The organism is Bacteroidota bacterium, from assembly GCA_018831055.1.
In the GTDB taxonomy this organism is placed as follows: Bacteria; Bacteroidota; Bacteroidia; order Bacteroidales; family B18-G4; genus M55B132.
The window spans coordinates 1-19,901 of the sequence record JAHJRE010000100.1 but is presented as its reverse complement, the minus strand read 5'-3'; the positions used below and the strand labels follow the sequence as shown (position 1 = coordinate 19,901).

The window sequence follows — 19,901 nt, the reverse complement described above, 5'->3', positions numbered from 1 at the left end:
GGTAATGCAATTTTATGAGTATCACCCGGATGCTCTGATTATTTTCCAGACAGAAACCCTGCAGAACTGGTGGAAGCAGCTTGATGAAGTCTGGCAGGATGTATTCAGGAAATATGTGGCATTTTCCGGAAAACCAAGTCGCGAAGATCTTCATAATATCAGCAATCTCAAGGAAATAGACATCAGCAACCTATCGGGAATAAAAAGCCTTGCTCCTTTGAGAAACCTTTACCGGCTGAAAATACTAAAAGCAGGAGGTGTAAGAATTAGCGATATTGAACCCCTCAGAGGGTTGAATCAGCTTTCCTTCCTGGATATTTCGGATAATCCAATAACTAACCTGGATGCCATTTCGGGAACAGACAGGATTACATATCTGAATCTTAAGAACATACCAATTGACGATTTTTCCGCTATCAGCAGGCTGGTATTGCTGGAGACGCTAAATGTTTCGGGAACCATGATCAAGGATCTCTCCGCACTTGCCGGGATGAAGAATCTCAGCTCGATTTCCTTCTTTAACACAAGAGTTAAAAGCTTCAAAGGCATAGAAGAAAATTCACGACTTAAGCATATAGAATGTTTCAATACGAAGCTTAGCCAAAAAAAAGTGGATAAATTCAAGGAAACCCATCCCGGTGCTGAGGTGATATTTTATTGATGCAACCGGGGCTTTGTTTGTCGGGTCTTGTAAATAATTCTATATTTTTACAGCAAAACCTTAGGTATGACCCGACTATTCATTACTGCCATTTTGGTGGCGATCTTTTCAAGCACTATCGCCCAAAACGAAACATGTCTGACAGGAAACAATCTTCCAGCTCTTTCGCAGTGGGAAGAGAAGCAATTGATGTCACTCCCGGAACTTAGTTTACCGGAACGATACCGTTCCATGTCGTTACCATCGTCAGTGGATAATTCCACCCAACCTTATTTCAGGCCGGTTTTTAACCAATCAGGGTATTGTTGCGGACAGGCCAGCGGTATAGCATATAATTTTACTTACGAAGTTGACCGGGTAAGGAGTTTGCCCGCCAATATTCCTGATAACCAATACCCGACGCATTTTTCCTGGAACTGGTGGAACAGCGGCTATGGTTATTATGGAGTAAGTTATCTGCATAGCTTCCGCCTCCTGAAGAAATACGGTATGCCAAATGTGACCGATTATGGCGGGACTCTTGCGTACGGAGGGGAGCAAAGATGGATGTCGGGATACAATGAATATTATAATGGTATGCATAACCGTATCAACAATGCATATCAGATTTATGTAGGTGACCCCGACGGTTTGGAAACACTTAAGCACTGGTTATACGATCATCTTGAAGGATCACCTGTGGGAGGTGTTGCAAGCTTCTATGCACAATACATGTCGCCACAAGCCCAGTTACCGGCCGGAACGCCTGAAGCAGGCAAATGGGTCATCATCAGCTTTGGAGGCAGCCCCAACCACGCTATGACCATCGTAGGATACAACGACTCGATAAGGTATGACTACAATGGAGACGGACAGTATACCAATCACATCGACATAAACAACGATGGCACGGTAAATATGAAAGACTGGGAGATCGGGGGATTCAAGATGGCCAACAGTTACGGAGGAGTGCCCAACTGGGGCAACCAGGGTTTTGCCTATATGATGTATAAAACCGTTGCCGATAAACTGGGTTCAGGAGGGATATGGAACCATTGCGTACATGTGCTTGATGCAAAGCAGAACTGCAATCCTCAATTGACAATGAAAGTCACACTGAAACACGATTGTCGTGAACAGATAAAGGTAAGGGCAGGATTAAATACTGACATTATTCAAAGTTTTCCTGAAATCTTGCTGGAGTTTCCCATGTTCGACTATCAGGGAGCCTGCATGTATATGCAGGGGGGTAATTCTGTTGAGGAGAATAAGACCATCGAATTCGGACTGGATATCACTTCGCTTCTCAGTTACATCAACAGCGGAGATACTGCTAAATTCTTCCTGCAGGTGCAGGAAAACGACCCTTACAGCCAGGGTAGCGGTGAGATCGTATCTTATTCCCTTATGGACTATACCAGTGGAAGCGCAGTTGAAATTCCTTGCCAGCAAAACAATGTACCCCTTGTCAATAACGGAAAAATTTACCTCGCCATCACAACTCCGGTAACCTTCGATAAAGTGCAGGTCAGCAATACCGTCCTTCCTCCGGTACAAATAGGCCAACCATACTATTGCCAGATGATCGCTACAGGAGGAGAAGCTCCTTATCGCTGGTTCCTGGATAAGACTTATGATGAGCAGACAGGAGCAGGTGCTTTCCCCATGATCAATCAGGTAAAACTCAACCCCAGTAATAACACAAGCGGCTTTGTAAGCAGAGATATTGATTTCAGTTTTCCCTTCTACGACAGTGCCTATTCAAGAATTACCGTCCATGTAGATGGTTACCTGATGTTCGACGAACAACTTTATCCCTATCCTTACTTCAACGACGATATGGTGTTGTTTACCCGTACCCGGCATATTTCTCCGTTTATGACCGAGGAACTAAAAATTTACACTTCACTGGGTGACGGTATCTGGTACGAGGGGGATTCCCAATCAGCCACTTTCCGTTGGAAATGCCATCTGGAAGATGATGACAGCAAAGAAGTTAATGTAGCTGTTAAGCTCTTTCCTGACGGAAAGATCCAGTATTTTTATGGTAATATCACTGCAGAAAGCAATCTCTTCTGGATTCCCGGTATAGCCGACGGCAACGATGAGCATTATCAACTCTGCTCCAATTATAACGATGGGATACCCAATTCTGGAGACAGGATCATCCTCACTCCTTACATACATCCGGAGGGCTTAAGCCTTTCGGAAGAGGGCCTCCTTTCCGGGATCGTGACCACTCCATACAATGCAACTGAATTAAAATTCAGGGTGGAAGACAATAATTTCATAAACAATTACAAAACGCTTACCTTTTCAACAACCGGTATCATCGTCCTTGACAGTCTGTTTGCCGGTGGGGATAATATTCTTGATTACAGTGATACTGCGAGCATCTCAGTTGATATTTTAAATATTGAATCCGACACGATCCAGGATGCCAACATGATCATTTCTTCCAACGATCCGTATATTGAGCTTACAGATTCCACAGAATACCTGGGAACCTTGATTCCTGGAATTGTAAAGCGTTTCGATGATGCTTTCCGTTTTATCACATCTCCCTCCATCCCCGATGGTCACACAGTGCAAATCAACACCGAGATCATCGGAAACCGGCAAAGCTGGCAAAACGTCATTACATATGATGCCCACGCTCCCTTGCTTAACGTGGAAGAAATCATCATCGCCGACAATAACGGACGGCTCGATCCCGGAGATACTGCAGAAATGATACTGGGAATACGAAACAACGGCAGTTCCCTTGTCACAGCACTGATCTCTGAACTATCCAGCGATGATCCAGCTATAGAAATCATTAAAGCTTTTGATACGGTTCCGTTGCTTTTGCCCGATTCGGGATTTTATGGAAATTATCATGTAATTGTAGCAGAAAGTGCCAATATAGGTCATATGATTGATTTCCAGACTTTGTTTTCGGCAAACCGGGGATATACGGCAATCGATAGTTTCAATCTGATGATTGGTCTTACCATAGAAGATTTTGAATCAGGAGGGTTCACCACGTTCGCCTGGGGTTTTGAACACCAGGAAGATTGGGTCATGGAAGACTTTTTCCCGTATGAAGGGCTTTTCAGTGCCAGATCTGGACGAATAACACACAACATGATGTCATCGCTTATCCTTGACATACAAGTATTTGAAGAAGGTGAAGTCAGTTTTTTCAAACGGGTAAGCTGTGAAGATGACGAAAACAATGACAATTTTGATTATCTGGCTTTCCTGATCGATGGAATAGAACAGGCCCGATGGGATGGTGAAACGGAATGGACACAGGAAGAATTTCAGGTCGAAACCGGATATCACCGTCTGGAATGGAGATACACGAAAGACAGCACAGTAAGTCGAGGTTATGATTGCGCCTGGATCGACTATGTTTCGCTTCCATCTTCCACAGACATCATCAACACGCTTCTATACGAACCGGAAAGCGTTCATAAACTAATGCTTCCTGAGCAGGGAGACGAAGATACGCTTTACATTACCAATTCCCAGCCGGGGGTGCATCAATACGAAATACTCATATCCTACAATCCGGATACAAGCGCCAGCCAGGCATCACGCAACATATACGCCTCCAACCTAATGTGCAACATTAAAGCTTTGTATACCGGCAGCCAGAAAACACTCACCCTGACTGTATACAATACCAGCGACGACGATGAATGGGTAAGGGATATAGAACTAAGTTTTCCATCCATGATTGGAGTGGTAAGCGCCACCCATTTTACGGGAGGATCTGCCGGTGACCTGATCTACGACGGAAGCATGGGATATGGATGCACGGTTACCTGGCATGGTGATGACGGTTCAGGGTGGGGAGTATTGAAAGGCGGAGAAACCGCTACCGCAAACATAACTATTGTGGTGCTGCCCGAGATGACATCTGCCATCGAACTCCCTTACATCGTCAAAGGAGATATTTATGGAAACGATCCGCATGAAATCTTTGGCACCATAAACATCATCAACCTCGGACAGGATCTCGACTGGATCCATGTTGATGGAGTAAATGGCTCCATACCAGGGAACAGTATGGAGGAGAAAAAATTCAGCATTACCACTTTTGGCCTTCCCGACGGGGATTACTATGCTCAACTGATTTTCCAGGAACAATTTCAGAATACTCGCATCATACCTGTTTACCTTACCGTTGATCATGCTATTTTTATTCCAGAACCGGGGCTTGCCGGCGGCTTTACCGTATATCCCAACCCGGCCAACGACCTGGTTCAAATAACATGGACACAGGAAGCCAGAGAGACAGTAAGCCTGAAAGTCTATGATGTTTCAGGAAAATTGGTCAACATGCTCATCAATCAACTTCCATTGGACCCGGGACTGCATGCCTGTTCCTGGGATTTAAAGGATGAAACAGGAAAAACGGTCAACCATGGCATTTACTTCTGTATCCTCGAACTGGGAGATAAAATACTCTCGCAGAAGCTAATCATTATCCCCGACTAAACGCTATGCATATGGAAGGTCGCATCATTAAAATGATTTTATGCATTTTGATTATCGGGAGGGCATTATCACTCTGTTCGCAGGAAAGCATTTTAAACAGAGCAGATTCCCTGCTTCTGATGAACCTGCCGGTACTTTCTATTCCTGATGCCATGCTCAGGACAGAACTACCTTTCGCTGTTAACAATGGTCACAACAGATATTTCCGCAGCATTGTTGAGCAGGTTGGCCCGGAATGCGGGCAATTATCGTCCGTAAGCTATGCCTTTGCATATGAAATCAATCGTTTGCGTAATCTTTCCTCCCATGATCCGGAAAACCAATATCCTTCTCATTTTACCTTTAATTTCATGAACGGAGGTAATGGATGGACGGGCGTTTCCTATCACCACAGCGTAGAGATCCTGAAAACCCTCGGATGCATGAATATCATCGATTACGATGGCATATCAGCTTCTCCTGAATTCTGGATATCGGGGTATGACAAATATTACCACGGTATGCACAACCGTGCGGAGGAAATGTATCAGATCCGTGTTAACACGATAGAAGGGCTGAATACGCTTAAGCACTACCTGCATAATCACCTGGAAGGCGACAGTATTGGCGGGGTGGCATGTTTTTATGCCTGCAGCCCATGGAATCTGAAAACGCTGCCGGCGGGCACTCCCGAAGCCGGTAAGCATGTGATTGCCGACTGGGGAGGCCCTCCTACCCATGCCATGACCATTGCCGGTTACAATGACTCCATACGATGGGATTACAATTTCGATGGAAAATACACCAATGATCAGGATATCAATAACGACGGTATTATTGATATGAAGGACATGGAAATCGGAGGCTTATTGTTTGCCGATGGCTTTTTTGGAGGAACATCTTTTGCCGACAGCGGATTTTGTTACATGATGTACAAAACCCTGGCCGAAAGTTTCCGCGACGGAGGAATATGGAATCATGCAGTGCATGTGATCAGCGCTAAAAAAGATTATACCCCGCGACTAACCTTCAAAATCACCCTTAAACATAATTCAAGAGAAAAAATCAGGGTGCTGGCTGGAGTATCATCAGATCAGCAAGCGGAAAATCCTGAGCATATTCTGGGGTTCCCGGTGTTTAATTATCAGGGAGGAAATCAATATATGCAGGGAGGGAATACTCAGTTTAGTAACCAGATCATCGAATTCGGACTTGATGTTACCCCTCTGTTATCATACATCAATCCCGGCGAACCTAAGCGGTTTTTCCTGTGTGTTGATGAAGAAGACCCCACTCATACCGGACAGGGCGAAATATATGCATTTTCAGTAATCAGTTACTATGAAAATGGAATCCTGGAAACAGCATGCTCCAGCTGTCCGGTTAATATCCTAAATGATACATTAACCGTATTACCATTAGACCATATCCCATTATTCGACCAACCGGAAATCACAGATGTATCCCTGCCTGTAGCTCTTGTTGGCGAACCTTATCAACATGCCTTTTCAGTTACCGGAGGAATTCCTCCCTTTGAATGGGATATGTTACAGCAATATTCACACGGAATTTCTGAGGTTCAATACCCGGCGGCAGGCGGGATAAATATTACACCGGAATTTCCGAATGATGGAAAAACGAAGATCCCTCTGGATTTTAGTTTTCCATTTTACGGTAAGTTTTATGATACCCTGTACATCCATGTCGACGGGTTCATTCTTTTTGAGGATCAGGATCTTCCATGGCCATATGAGTACGACCACGAACTTCTATTGAAAAAGATTAACGGAGTAGCACCCAGACCAGAAAGAAACCATGGAATTTATCATGACACGGAAGGTATCTTCCTGGAAAAGAATAACAAGGAGGCACAAATATTCTGGAAGGTATCCAATGTCTATTATTCTGACACAAGTCTTCTGGAGTTTTCTGTATATCTGAATGATTCAGGTACGATCAAGACCCACCTGAAGTATTCCACCGGCATGACAAAACACCATGGATATACCGGTATATCCGCAGGGGATGAGACAAACCTGGTGTCATCCTATCTGAATCCGGCTTTTCAGAATGGGAACGACCTGTGTTTTACATATAAACCCAAACCTTTACCACTAAACCTTACCCTAAGCGATCAGGGCATCCTGGAAGGAATACCAACGGAAGTATATCGAAACATGGAATTGCCCATAAGGGTAACCGATAAACAGGGGATCAGTGATACTCGTATATTCATGTTTACAAGCAGTTATGAAGATATAACGGAAATCAATTCTGCTTATGAAGTGAAGATATATCCCAATCCATTCAGTGAAAACATGCAGGTTATAATACCATCGGCATACAACAGTTCTACCCAAATCAGGTTGTTTGACGTAACAGGAAAAACAATGGCTTACTGGGAACTGCCATCGGGAAAATATTTCCTCTCACTATCAAACCTGAGTCCCGGAATGTATTACATGCTGATATCAGGAAACGGTGCCAGGCAGATAAGGAAAATCGTAAAACAATAATTATTAATCCCTCCCTTATTAATTTCACTCAAAAGGTTAAATTTGCCTCTCATATCCAAACTTACAAATTATGGGTGATTTTTGTATTAAAAACATTGATGAAGCTACTGAGGTATGGAAAGCGGCGCTGGAAAGCGGAAATGCGGATGCAGTAACATCACTTTATCACGAAAGCGCTGTGCTTTGGGGCACATTATCAAGAGAAAGAAGGGATGAAACCGGTTCCATCCTGGAATATTTTGTTGGTTTTGCTGCTAAAGAAGGGATCAAGGTAGAATTTACCGATGAATTGCTCCGGGATTTCGGCGAAGTAGCCATTAATACGGGTCAATATATTTTTTCCTGGAAAGAAAATGGAAAAACCATTCATGTTCCGGCCCGTTACAGTTTTGTATTTATGAAAGATGCAAAATGTTGGGTGATACTGGATCATCATTCATCCTTGTTCCCGGAACTGCCCTTTGATTCCACCCCCTATCAGACAAAAGAATGACCTGCATCCTTGCTGAATAATTTCACCGGGACCATATGAAAAAGGCACTTTTTCTGTTGATCATTATTTTGCTTGTCCTTCCTGGCTTGCAAAAAGAACTCTTCCATATCCCTGAAAGATCTCTTAAAGGGGCAGTCGTGAACAGCGAGAAACCCGAATTCTCATTTTCCGGCTGGTGGAGCGGCGATTATCAGGATAAGTACGACAAGTATCTTGAAGATCATATAGGCTTCAGGAATTTCCTGGTCAGACTAAATAATCAAATAGATTACAGTCTGTTCAATCAGATCAATGCCCAGGGAGTTACCGTGGGTAAGGAAGGTTACCTTTATGAACTGAACTATATCAGGGGATACCTGGGGATGGATTTCCTGGGACAGGAAATACTGGATGAAAAAATAAAGCAGATTGAGTTTACAAGCCAATGGTTGAAAGAACAAGGTACGGTTTTGATTTGTGCCTTTGCTCCGGGTAAGGGACGGTTCTATCCCGAATATTTTCCATCACCATACGACACTATTCATCCTGCAGGATACACCAATTATGGCTATTACACAGAAAAACTCTCCACTGATTCCGTAGAGATCATTGATTTCAATGCATTGTTCCTGAATTGGAAAGACACCTCAAAATATATATTGTATCCCCGTTATGGGATCCACTGGAGCACCTATGGTGTTGGGTTGGCCATTGATACGTTGATAAGGAGGATTGAATCACTCCTCAACAAAGATATTACGGATTTTGACTGGCAGGAGGTTGTGATAACCGATGATTTAAGATACGACGATTATGATATTGCCGATGGTATGAACCTGTTGTGTAAATTACCCTGTGATGAAATGGCTTATCCCCGGTTCCGGTATAATGAAGAGGGCAAATACAAACCAAAGATCCTGGTTATTGCCGACAGCTTCTTTTGGCAAATCCTTGGGCAGGGGCATGCAAAGAGGGTGTTTTCCGGGTGTGATTTCTGGTATTATTACAGCCAGGCCTTTCATTTGGAGGACGGGGTCCCTCCTGTACTTGACAAGGCTCATTTACCGGAAAAGCTGAAAGAGTATGATGTAGTAATGACCCTTTATACAGAAGCAAATCTGCCAAAAATGGCCAACGGGTTTTACGAGGATGTATTTTACGCGGTTAAATACAGCGATCAGATCGCAAAAAATATCGAAAGAATAAGAAATGCGCCTGAATGGCTGGCAGAAATTGAAAAGAAAGCAACGGAGAGAGGGATATCTCTTGAAGATATGCTATGGCTGGATGCACTCTGGCTTGTTAAAAATGCAAATAAGTAATCATTATGGTATTTAGCAGCAGTTTATTCCTTCTTTACTTTTTTCCCGTATTCCTGATCATATATTACCTATTGGGGAAAAAGCTGAAAAACATTTTTGCCTTGCTGGCGAGTATCTTTTTCTATGCATGGGGAGCACCTGATTTTATTTTTATCGTATTGGGTTCTATCGTTGCTGATTTCTACATCGTGAAATATATCCCTTTAACGACAGGAAGGAACAAGCGATGGCTGCTTGCCTCTTCCATCATGCTCAATATCGGATTGCTCCTGTATTTTAAGTATGCGAATTTTTTTGTCGACAATTTCAATACCCTTCTGGGGGCACTGGGCTTTTCGCCTATGGGGTGGGTAAGGGTAGCCCTGCCCATAGGTATCTCATTTTTCACTTTCCAGAAACTAACCTATTCGGTTGATGTATATAAGAAAGTCCATGAACCTCTGAAAAGGGTTACGGATTATGCCCTGTACATACTTATGTTCCCGCAGTTGATCGCCGGCCCTATTGTCCGGTACAACGAGATTGCCGACCAGCTCGTGGATCGCAGTGCCAATGAAAACATAGATAACAGGTTAACAGGGTTTTTCCGGTTCATCATAGGATTATCCAAAAAAGTATTGATCGCAAACGTTCTGGGTGAAGAAGCCGACCGGATATTTGCCCTGGGAGATTCGGAATTAACGTCCTATTCAGCCTGGATGGGAGTCATTGCTTATTCTTTCCAGATTTATTTTGATTTTTCAGGCTACTCGGATATGGCCATAGGCATCGGCAGAATGATAGGGTTCCGTTTTCCTGAAAACTTCAACAATCCGTATATTTCCCAGAGTATTTCGGAGTTCTGGAGGCGCTGGCATATGTCGCTCGGACGCTTTATGAGAGACTACCTGTACATACCTTTGGGAGGCAACAGAGTCTCCCCGGGCAGAATGTATTTCAATCTTTGGGTGGTATTTCTGATCTCAGGATTCTGGCATGGAGCTGCATGGAACTTTGTGTTCTGGGGAGCATTCCATGGCTTCTTCCTGATCGCCGACCGTCTTTTCCTGCTAAAATTTTACAAAGCTATTGGCAAGGTCCCAAGCATCCTGATCAATTATCTGATCGTTTTGGTAAGCTGGGTGTTTTTCCGGGCGGAAAACATCTCCGCTGCCTGGCATTACCTTCTGAAAATGTTTTCCTTTGAAGGAGGCTGGGGAGATATTCATCTCGATCAAAAATTTTATTCCATTCTGATCATCGGGGCATTCTTCTCCCTCTGGGGAGGGATCCCGGCCATAGAACGCTGGCAGGAAAAGATACTGGGAGAAAAACAGAAAAACTCAACGATATACCTGATGGTTGCCTTCTCTGTGATATTCCTGGTGATTTGTGTTGCTTCCATCACCTCGTCAGGATTTAATCCATTCATTTATTTCAGGTTCTGATGAAGTTCATGGAAAGAATTACTAAAAATATACTTTTCATTCTTGTCCTGTTGATCCTGTGCCTGCCAGCTCTGCAGAAAGCTACCGGCTTCATCTCCATTAAACCTCTCGATGGTGATTTTGTCGTTCCGGGGAAGCCGGAATGGTCGTGGAGCGATTGGGAAAGCGGTATTTTCCAGGATCGTTATGATGATTACCTTGAGCAAAACCTTGGACTGCGCCCCTTGCTTGTCCGCATTAACAACCAGCTTGATTACAGCCTGTTCAGAAAGGCTAACGCAGAAGGGGTAAGCATCGGTAGAGAAGGTTATCTCTATGAAAATGATTATATCCGCGCTTACCTGGGCAGGGATTTCATGGGCGATTCCTTTATTTCCAAAAACATACGCAGGATGAAATTCCTGCAGGACCATCTGAAAGCGGAATTCAATATTGATCTCATTCTGGTTCTTGAACCCAGCAAGACCAGGTATTTTCCTGAATTTCTTCCTGAAGAGATCGACACATCAGCTAAAAGCATATCTAATTATGAAGCATACCGGGACGCCGCAAAGCAATACGGCCTGAATCTGATTGATCTGAATCATTATTCTCTGCAGTTAAAAAATCTTTTTCCATCCGGAGAAATCCCTCAGCATATTTCACGCGTAGAAGATCTGATCCCGCTTACAAAGCGTTTTCCGGTATATACACGTAACGGTATTCATTGGAGCGCCTTTTCATCGGTAATAATGGGCGACACCATTGTTAAATACATTGAAAAACTCAGGAATATCGACATGCCGGAGATGAAAATCGATTCTATAGTCATCAGTCGCCGGCCCCAATCCACCGACAACGATGTCAGCAAAACCATGAATCTACTCTGGGATCCCCCCATGAAGGAAATGGCATATCCCCAAATGGCTTTCGGCGATACAGCAGGAAAAACCAGACCGATGGTGCTGGTTGTTGGCGACAGTTATTACTGGAATATCTTTAACACCCGTCTTCCCAGGAATCTATTCGCCAACGAAGCATTCTGGTATTTCTATGCAAGGGTTTACCCCGATTATTACCAGGAAGAAATATGGATAAAAGACATCAACATCCGGGAAGAAATTGAAAAGCAGGATGTCATCCTGCTAATGGTAACAGAAAGGTTCCTTTTTAAATTCGACTGGGGATTTATCAACGACCTTTACAAACTGTACGGGTGCACAACGGATTACGACAAAATTCATGATCGCAGGATTGATATAACCCGCGACAACCAATGGTTTGCCGATGTAATCAGGAAAGCTCAGCTAAACGGCCTCTCTCTGGAAGAAATGATCACACTGGATGCTTTGTATATGATGAGGACCTACGACCTTTCCTCCTATCTTGCCATTGAAGGGCCGGCTTATTATGAGGAACTCATAAAAAGTGACCAGAATTGGCTGGGAGATATACGCAAAAAAGCCGAAGAAAGAGGTTTGAGCCTCGATGAAATGATCCATGAAGATGCGCGGTTTATGCTGGAGAAAGAATACCCTGAAATTGCCCGAAGGTATTATTTCATTGAAAATGCAGAAGCGGAAATAAGGGCAGATAGTGTGGAGATGGCCAAAATACGACAAATGGCTATTGAAGATAACATGACAGAGTATGAAATGATACGGTGCATGGCAGAAAAACTTTGGGCGATTAGCCATCATTGATATCAGAGATATTGTTCAGTAGACTTTTTATCAATTCACTCGAATATTTCGTGGTTTTTTCTATTGCAATCCCAAAATCAGGGATATGCTATTTACGTAGTTTCCCTTACTGATTATTTAAACCTTACAGGATTTTCAGGGTATAAGCGAGTAATATATTACAAACGCAATATATTTCGATTACCTGAAATTATAATAACTACTTAATTTCCAGAGTATATGCAACAAAAAAATGCACAATTAAGCCTGTTTAAACTTGTGATGATCACGCTGGCTTTCATTATGAGCATCCGGAATCTTCCCATGCTTGCAGAAACCGGATGGCAACAGGTATTTTATATGATCCTATCTGCCATACTGTTTCTTATTCCTGCGGCATTAATTTCTGCTGAGCTCGCGACAGGGTGGCCAAAGGCAGGGGGTGTATACGAGTGGATCAGGTTAGCTTTTGGGGAAAAAGCCGCCTTTGTTGCGGCCTGGATGCTTTGGGTTCAGATGTTCTTCGGAATGGTGATGATAGGATCTTTCATTGCAGCAATGATCGCTTACATTTTCGAACCTTCTCTGGCCCAGAACAATCTATACATCGCCGCAGTCATCATAATCATGTACTGGATAGTGACAATATCAAACTTAAAAGGCATGAAGTTCGCCAGTCTGATAAGCTCTGTCGGATTTATTGTGGGGGTTTTAATCCCGTTTATCCTTATTTTGGGCTTCGGCATGGCTTTTTATATGGGCAACAATCCGGTATCCCTTCCGGAGTTTTCCTGGAGCAAAGCCATACCGGATTTCAGCAAACTGAATAATCTCTCATTTTTCATCGGTATAATATTTATTTACGCGGGCGTTGAGGTTTCTTCCGTTCATGCCAATGAAGTAAATAACGTTAAAAGAAATTACCCGCTGGCAATGTTCATCGCAGCAATTCTGTTAATCCTCCTGAATGTATTCGGAGCTTTTGCCATTGAGATTGCCGAACCCGCCGGTGAAATAAGCCTTGCAGCCGGTATCATGCAAACATTCGAACACTTCTTTGCAAAATCCGGAATGATGTGGTTGTTGCCGGTTGTTGCATTTATGGCAGCTGTTGGGGCATTCGGACAGTTAAGCACCTGGGTTCTGGGACCTTCCAAAGCAATGCTGCAGGTTTCCAGGAATGGATTCATGCCCCGCTGGTGGCAGAAAACAAACCAATACGGCGTACCTATCCGCTTTTTGTTGGTTCAGGCTACAATGGTCTCCCTGGTGGCTCTGATCTATGTTATTGTCCCGGCAGTAAATGCAGGATTCTTCATGGTATTGATCTTGACAATGATCTTATATGGTGTAATGTATGTATTAATGTTTGCTTCAGGAATCAAACTCAGATATAAATATCCGGATGTTCAACGGGCATACCGCATCCCGGGTGGAAAAGCAGGTATGTGGATTGCAGGTAGTTTCGGTATGATCTCCATGCTTTTTGCTATAATCGTGAGCTTCTTCCCACCGGCTAACCTTCAGATCGGCAACCCGTTGTTTTATGTGCTGTTCCAGGCTATAGGTCTGGCAGTTTTCCTTATCATTCCTTTGATAATCTATGCCAGAAGAAAACCGGAATGGAAGAGTTCCGACAATGATGAATAATAATAACATTATAATATAACCAAATATGAAAAATCTAAAAAGCAAACCGGTGTCATTCGATGCATTGTTCCTGGGTCCGAAATCTGAAAACGCAAAGCTGTTTAAGGATACGGTTATGGACATGATTGATGAACATATCCACTGGCGCCGTGATTTTCATCCTGAAGACAAGCCTGTTATTTCTCTCAACGAACAGCATGGAGATGCATTTCTTCATACTCAGGACAGAATGCTGGAGGTATTGCAGGAACTATCCTCAAAATTAAAAATGACTTCCATGCCCTGGCATTCACCGAGATATCTTGGCCATATGAATGCCGATATCCTGATGCCTTCCATCATCGGGTACATAACCGCTATGCTATACAACCCGAACAATGTCGCTTACGAGGCGTCGACTGCGACGACTCCATTGGAGCTTGAAGTAGGGATGGATTTTGCACGTTTGATGGGCTATGACACGAAGAAGGCCTGGGGCCATATCTGTACCGACGGTAGTGTAGCCAACATAGAAGCAGTCTGGTATGCCAGAAATCTTGCCTCCATTCCTTTTGCCGTCAAACAGGTACGTCCCGAACTGTTAGAAGGAAAGTCGGATTGGGAATTAGCGAATATGACCATTGAAGAGATCCTTGATCTTTCAGAAAAAGTTAAAAACGACTGGGATGAAGTGAGAAACCATTCCGTCAGGGGCACAGGCGTAATACCCGGACAACTTGGGAAATGGATAGTTCCCCAATCAAAGCATTATTCCTGGGTGAAAGCAGCCGACATACTGGGCATAGGCTTAAATAACGTTATTGAGATACAAGTCGATGAACACTTCAGGATGGATATCGATATCCTGAAAAAGAACATTGATGGACTGATTGCCCAAAAAATCCCGGTGCTTGGTGTAGTTGGCGTTATCGGAAGCACGGAAGAAGGAGCTATTGATTATATGGACAAGATCATTGAACTAAGAGATGAATATGAAAAGCAGGGGGTTTCTTTTTATGTCCATGGGGATGCTGCCTATGGCGGCTATGCCAGATCCATTTTCCTGGATGAAGAATATAATTTCATCCCATACAACGACCTCAAAACACGTTTGCACAAGGATGGCATCCTGAATCAAAATGACATTGACTGGCCTGGCCAGGATGTTTACAATGCTTTCAAAGCATTATCAAAAACCAATTCGGTAACGATCGACCCGCATAAGATGGGTTATGTACCCTATTCGGCAGGAGGTATAACGATCCGGGATAAAAGAATGGTCGATGCCATTTCCTTTTTTGCTGCATATGTATTTGAAAAAGGAACGGATTTGCCAACCCTTCTCGGAAGTTATATCATGGAAGGATCCAAAGCAGGAGCTACTGCAGCCAGTGTATGGGTTGCACACCAGGTACTTCCACTGAATATAACCGGATACGGAAGGCTGATCGGTGCAAGCATCGAAGGCGCCCAACGATTCTACAGGCACATTGAATCATCGGAGATACTTGATATCAACGGAACCAAGGTTATGCTCCAGGCATTGGTCAAACCCGATTTTAATATGGTCGATTTTGCTTTCAACGTTATGGGAAACACCGATCTTGATAAAATGAACAAACTCAATCTGGAATTATATAACCTTAGCTCCTATGTTTCCGGACCGGTATTGAAAAATGATTTTATTACTTCTCATACAGAATTTACCTATGATGATTATAAGGATGCACCTGTGAAACTTGCGGAACGCCTGGGAATGTCAAAAACCGAATGGGATAAAGTCCATGCACTCAGAGTCATGCGTGCATGTATTTTAACTCCCTACTTCATGCAAAGTGCTGTTGCAGAAAACTATTGGGAAAATTATATCGACAGTATGAAAGAGAAACTGGCCCTGATCATCGAAGACTACATTTAGCTTATCAATAATAATCAACTGGGGAACAGAACCTAAACAACGTAAATCAGTTATGGAGAATTCTTGTAAAATCCTGCTTACCGGGCTATTACTAATAATAATTGCAGGATGCAGGGATAACAGTCCCAAAAACAATGATCCCGTCCCTGTTACAGTGAAAACAAAGATTGTCAGGGAAAAACAAACACCGGAAATCTATAATTACAGTGGAAACATCCTGCCCTTTAAAACAATCAAATTTGGTTTTATGGTAGCAGGAAAGATACAAAAAGTGTATATTGTAGAAGACCAGTTTGTCGAAGCTGGAGATCCTGTTGCGGATATTGATCCGCAGGATTATATCTTTGCCCTTGATGCAGCAAAAGCCCAGTACATTGAGGCTGAGAAGGAATATTCACGCCTTAAGGCTCTCCATTCGGAGGCAAGCCTGACCGATAGCGATTTTGATAAGATCACTGCCTTGTACCATGAGGCACTGGCCAATTATGAATACAAGAAAAAGCAGGTAAACGACACGAAGTTGTTTGCACCGGCTTCCGGTTGGATTGCAGTGGAAGGTATTGAACCGGGCGAAATAGTCCCCCAGGGTATGCCTCTTTTTGGTCTGATAGTCACCAAGGATGTCTTTGCTGAAGCCTCTGTTCCTGAAAATGAAATCAATAAAATCAGGATGAATATGGAAGTCATCGTAAAGGTTCCTGCATTGAATGATAGCGTTTTTTCAGGAAGAATAAACAGGATTGGAAAGGTGGCAGATCCCTATTCCCGATCATTCCCTGTAAAAGCATTGATCCAGAATAATAATTACACACTGAAACCGGGCATGATCGCAAACATACAGATTCCTTCAGGGGAAACATCCATGCTGATTACTATACCGGGATATTCCATCCTATCCGATGCCTCCGGACACACGTATGTTTATGTTATTAAAGACGGCAGGGCCGCTCAGAGATACGTCCGTACCGGTAGCGTTTCGGAAAATGAAGTTATTATCGTCGACGGTATCCGTGAAGGAGATGAACTTGTGATCGAGGGCCAAAACAAACTGTATGAAGGAGCCTCCGTTAAAACCTCTATATGACTGTAAAACAGAGAATTCCCGACTATGAACATCATACAATCATCACTCCGGCATAATCAGGTTTCATTGGTCACAATATTCCTCATTTTCGCGGTAGGAATATACTCCCTGTTAACCATGCCAAGGCGCTCCGATCCTGAGATCACCATAAGGCAAGGATTGGTAATAGCACTATACCCCGGAGCTACCGCACAACAGGTTGAGGAAATGGTCACAAAAACCATTGAAGATAAGCTATTTACATATTCCGAGGTTAAAAAAGACGAAACATATTCCACTACCCGCGATGGATTAGTATACATAACCGTAACCCTCGAAGACTGGGTGAAAGATCCTGATCTTTTTTGGGAAAGGCTTGGTCAGGGCCTCTTCCAGTTATCAAAATTATCCCTTCCGGAAGGTGTACTGGGCCCACTGGTAGACTCCGATTTCGGCGATGTGGTAGCATTGCTCATTGCAGTGGAATCAGAAAACTATTCTTACGGTGAGATCAAAGACTATGTTGAACAAATAGAAAATAGTCTGCGAATGCTCCCTGCCCTGTCGAAGATAGAACACCTTGGATTTCAGGAAGAAGAAATTGAAGTCGCATTCGATTCGGAAAAATTAGCTCTTTATGAAATAAACAAGTCTGATGTTGTAGAAATCCTGAAAACCCAGAATACAATTCAATACTCAGGATATATAGAACCGGGCAAATCAAGTATCAACCTGTACACAACCGGATTGCTTTCTAACCCTGATGAGATCAGGGAACAGATCATCGGGGTCTCACCTGCAGGATCGGTTGTACGAATAAAAGACCTTGCCGAAGTTAATCGTATCCAGTCGGATACAACACAGCTCATCAGGGTAAATGGTAATAACAGCAAAGTTATGCTCATCTCACTTCAGATGCAGGATGGGTATAATATTGTGAAATTTGGGAAAGAAATAGATGCTGTGCTTGAGCAAAACAAGAAGCTGTTGCCTCAGGATTTGCATTTCCATACCATAAACAATCAGCCGGAGGTGGTTCAAAGCGCTGTAAATGATTTCATGCGTGAGTTTTTAATTGCAGTTGTTGCCGTTATCATCGTGATCATGCTTCTTCTGCCTTTTCACATCGCGTTGATCGCTTCCATTTCCATTCCCGTCTCCATCGGGATGACCTTTACCTTTCTAAATCTTTTCGGTTATGAGCTTCAGCAGGTATCCCTGGCTTCATTGGTAGTTGTTTTGGGCATGGTGGTCGATAATGCTGTTGTGGTCATCGATAGTTATATTGATAAACTGGACAAAGGTATCAAGCGATTCAATGCAGCGTGGCAAAGCGCAACGGAGTTTGCCATTCCGCTGATATCCTCCACCCTATCTATCATCATGGCTTTCCTGCCCCTGGTTTTCATGTTGAGCGGCGCAACCGGTGAATTCCTTATAACTTTACCTATTACGGTTGCCATTTCAATGACCTGTTCACTGGTTGTTGCATTCTTTCTTACACCTTTCCTTGCTTATGTTTTTATCAGGAAAGGACTGGTTAAGGAAAGTCCCCAGACGCAAAGCAGAAAAAAAGGATTCTCCATGCTCAATGCAATTCAATGGATATTTGACAGAAGCATTGATTGGGCCATGAGAAGAGAGGCTCTTACGGTCATTCTCGGGATAGCCATGGTTGTATTTGGTGTCTTAATGCTGAAAGTTCCCAAACAGCAATTCTTTCCGGATGCCCAGAGAAACCAGTTTATCATACAGGTATTTGAGCCAATGGGAACCAAACTTTCTGTCACATTACACGATGTTCAGAAAATCGAAAAGGTGCTGCAAAAGGATTCCCTCATCACTGCCTTTGCCTCTTTTAGCGGTACATCAGCTCCCAGAGTATACTATTCTTTCACCCCGGAATTTCCTGAAGAAAGTTATGCCATGTTCCTGGTAAACACTACCAGCGTAAAAACGACTGAAGAGTTGGCCGATAAATATGAATTATTGTTTCGGGATTTTCTTCCGGATGCACAGGTGGATGTAATGCAATTTGCCCAGGGAGTACCGGTAACTTCCCCGGTGGAAGTCAGAATATATGGCAATAATATCTCTAACCTGGAAAGGATGGGTGAACAAATAAAAGCTGTTTTCAGGAATACGGAAGGCAGCAGGCTGATCCGTCAGGATTTTGAAAAAAGCCAATACCTGAAAGTAGATGTCAGTGGTGAAGAAGCCATCCAGATGGGCTTTACCACCGAAGTTATAGCGGCCAATCTGGCTATAGGGCTTCATGGGGCTCCGGTTTCCTCATTATGGGAAGGAGATGATGCTCTGGATATCAATTTCAGACTCAAACGGTCACTACGGAAAAACTTCGATGATATCAGAAACGTTTATATCGAGTCACCGGTTACCAGAACCAGCATCCCATTGAGGCAAATTGCCCTGCTGACCCCATCCTGGGAAACCGGAAAAATTACGCGAAGAAACGGAATGCCTGCATTAACGACCGGGTGCAAACCTTTGCCCGGACATCTTGCTTCCGGCATCCTCGCCGGAATACAACCTCAAATAGATACAATGAAGATCATGCCGGGTTATACCCTTGAGTACGGTGGTGATAAAAAAAACCAGGATGAAACGTTCGGACAAATGATCATTGCATTGATCATCAGTCTTGTAAGTATCTTTCTGATCCTGTTATTCCAGTTTAAGGAAATTGCCAGACCGCTTATCATCATGATATCCATTCCGCTAACCCTGTTTGGTTCAATACTTGGACTGGTAATCACCGGAAATGT

At 43.4% G+C, this 19,901-nt stretch carries 11 protein-coding genes; all 11 read left to right on the top strand.

Annotated elements, in window-relative coordinates; genetic code table 11:
- On the top strand, positions 1-661 hold a 661-nt coding region (locus tag KKA81_06275), incomplete at its 5' end, for a hypothetical protein (GenBank protein ID MBU2650521.1).
- 66 nt (positions 662-727) lie between these two features.
- On the top strand, positions 728-5,128 hold the full coding sequence (locus tag KKA81_06270; protein MBU2650520.1) for a T9SS type A sorting domain-containing protein: 4,401 nt from the start codon (positions 728-730) through the stop codon (positions 5,126-5,128).
- A gap of 11 nt (positions 5,129-5,139) precedes the next feature.
- Entirely contained in the window at positions 5,140-7,623 is a 2,484-nt protein-coding gene (locus KKA81_06265) for a T9SS type A sorting domain-containing protein (GenBank protein ID MBU2650519.1), read from the top strand.
- Between the two features lie 70 nt (positions 7,624-7,693).
- Positions 7,694-8,116 (top strand): DUF4440 domain-containing protein, encoded by a 423-nt coding sequence (locus KKA81_06260; GenBank protein MBU2650518.1) that lies wholly within the window; start codon positions 7,694-7,696, stop codon positions 8,114-8,116.
- A gap of 35 nt (positions 8,117-8,151) precedes the next feature.
- Positions 8,152-9,417: a hypothetical protein gene (locus KKA81_06255; GenBank protein MBU2650517.1), complete on the top strand. Its 1,266-nt coding sequence runs from the start codon at positions 8,152-8,154 to the stop codon at positions 9,415-9,417.
- A 5-nt stretch (positions 9,418-9,422) separates the two neighbouring features.
- Positions 9,423-10,844: an MBOAT family protein gene (locus KKA81_06250; GenBank protein MBU2650516.1), complete on the top strand. Its 1,422-nt coding sequence runs from the start codon at positions 9,423-9,425 to the stop codon at positions 10,842-10,844.
- Positions 10,844-12,526 (top strand): hypothetical protein, encoded by a 1,683-nt coding sequence (locus KKA81_06245; GenBank protein MBU2650515.1) that lies wholly within the window; start codon positions 10,844-10,846, stop codon positions 12,524-12,526. Before KKA81_06250 ends, KKA81_06245 begins: the two co-directional genes overlap by 1 nt.
- A 219-nt stretch (positions 12,527-12,745) precedes the next feature.
- The gene (locus tag KKA81_06240; protein MBU2650514.1) at positions 12,746-14,155 is read left to right on the top strand and encodes an APC family permease; all 1,410 of its coding nucleotides are present in this window, start codon (positions 12,746-12,748) and stop codon (positions 14,153-14,155) included.
- Between the two features lie 25 nt (positions 14,156-14,180).
- Complete coding sequence (locus tag KKA81_06235) at positions 14,181-16,052, top strand: tyrosine decarboxylase (protein MBU2650513.1); 1,872 nt, start codon at positions 14,181-14,183, stop codon at positions 16,050-16,052.
- A 52-nt stretch (positions 16,053-16,104) separates the two neighbouring features.
- Positions 16,105-17,136, top strand: coding sequence for an efflux RND transporter periplasmic adaptor subunit (locus tag KKA81_06230; GenBank protein MBU2650512.1), 1,032 nt, complete (start codon positions 16,105-16,107; stop codon positions 17,134-17,136).
- A 24-nt stretch (positions 17,137-17,160) separates the two neighbouring features.
- Positions 17,161-19,901 (top strand): efflux RND transporter permease subunit (locus tag KKA81_06225; GenBank protein MBU2650511.1); only part of this gene is annotated, 2,741 nt, incomplete at its 3' end.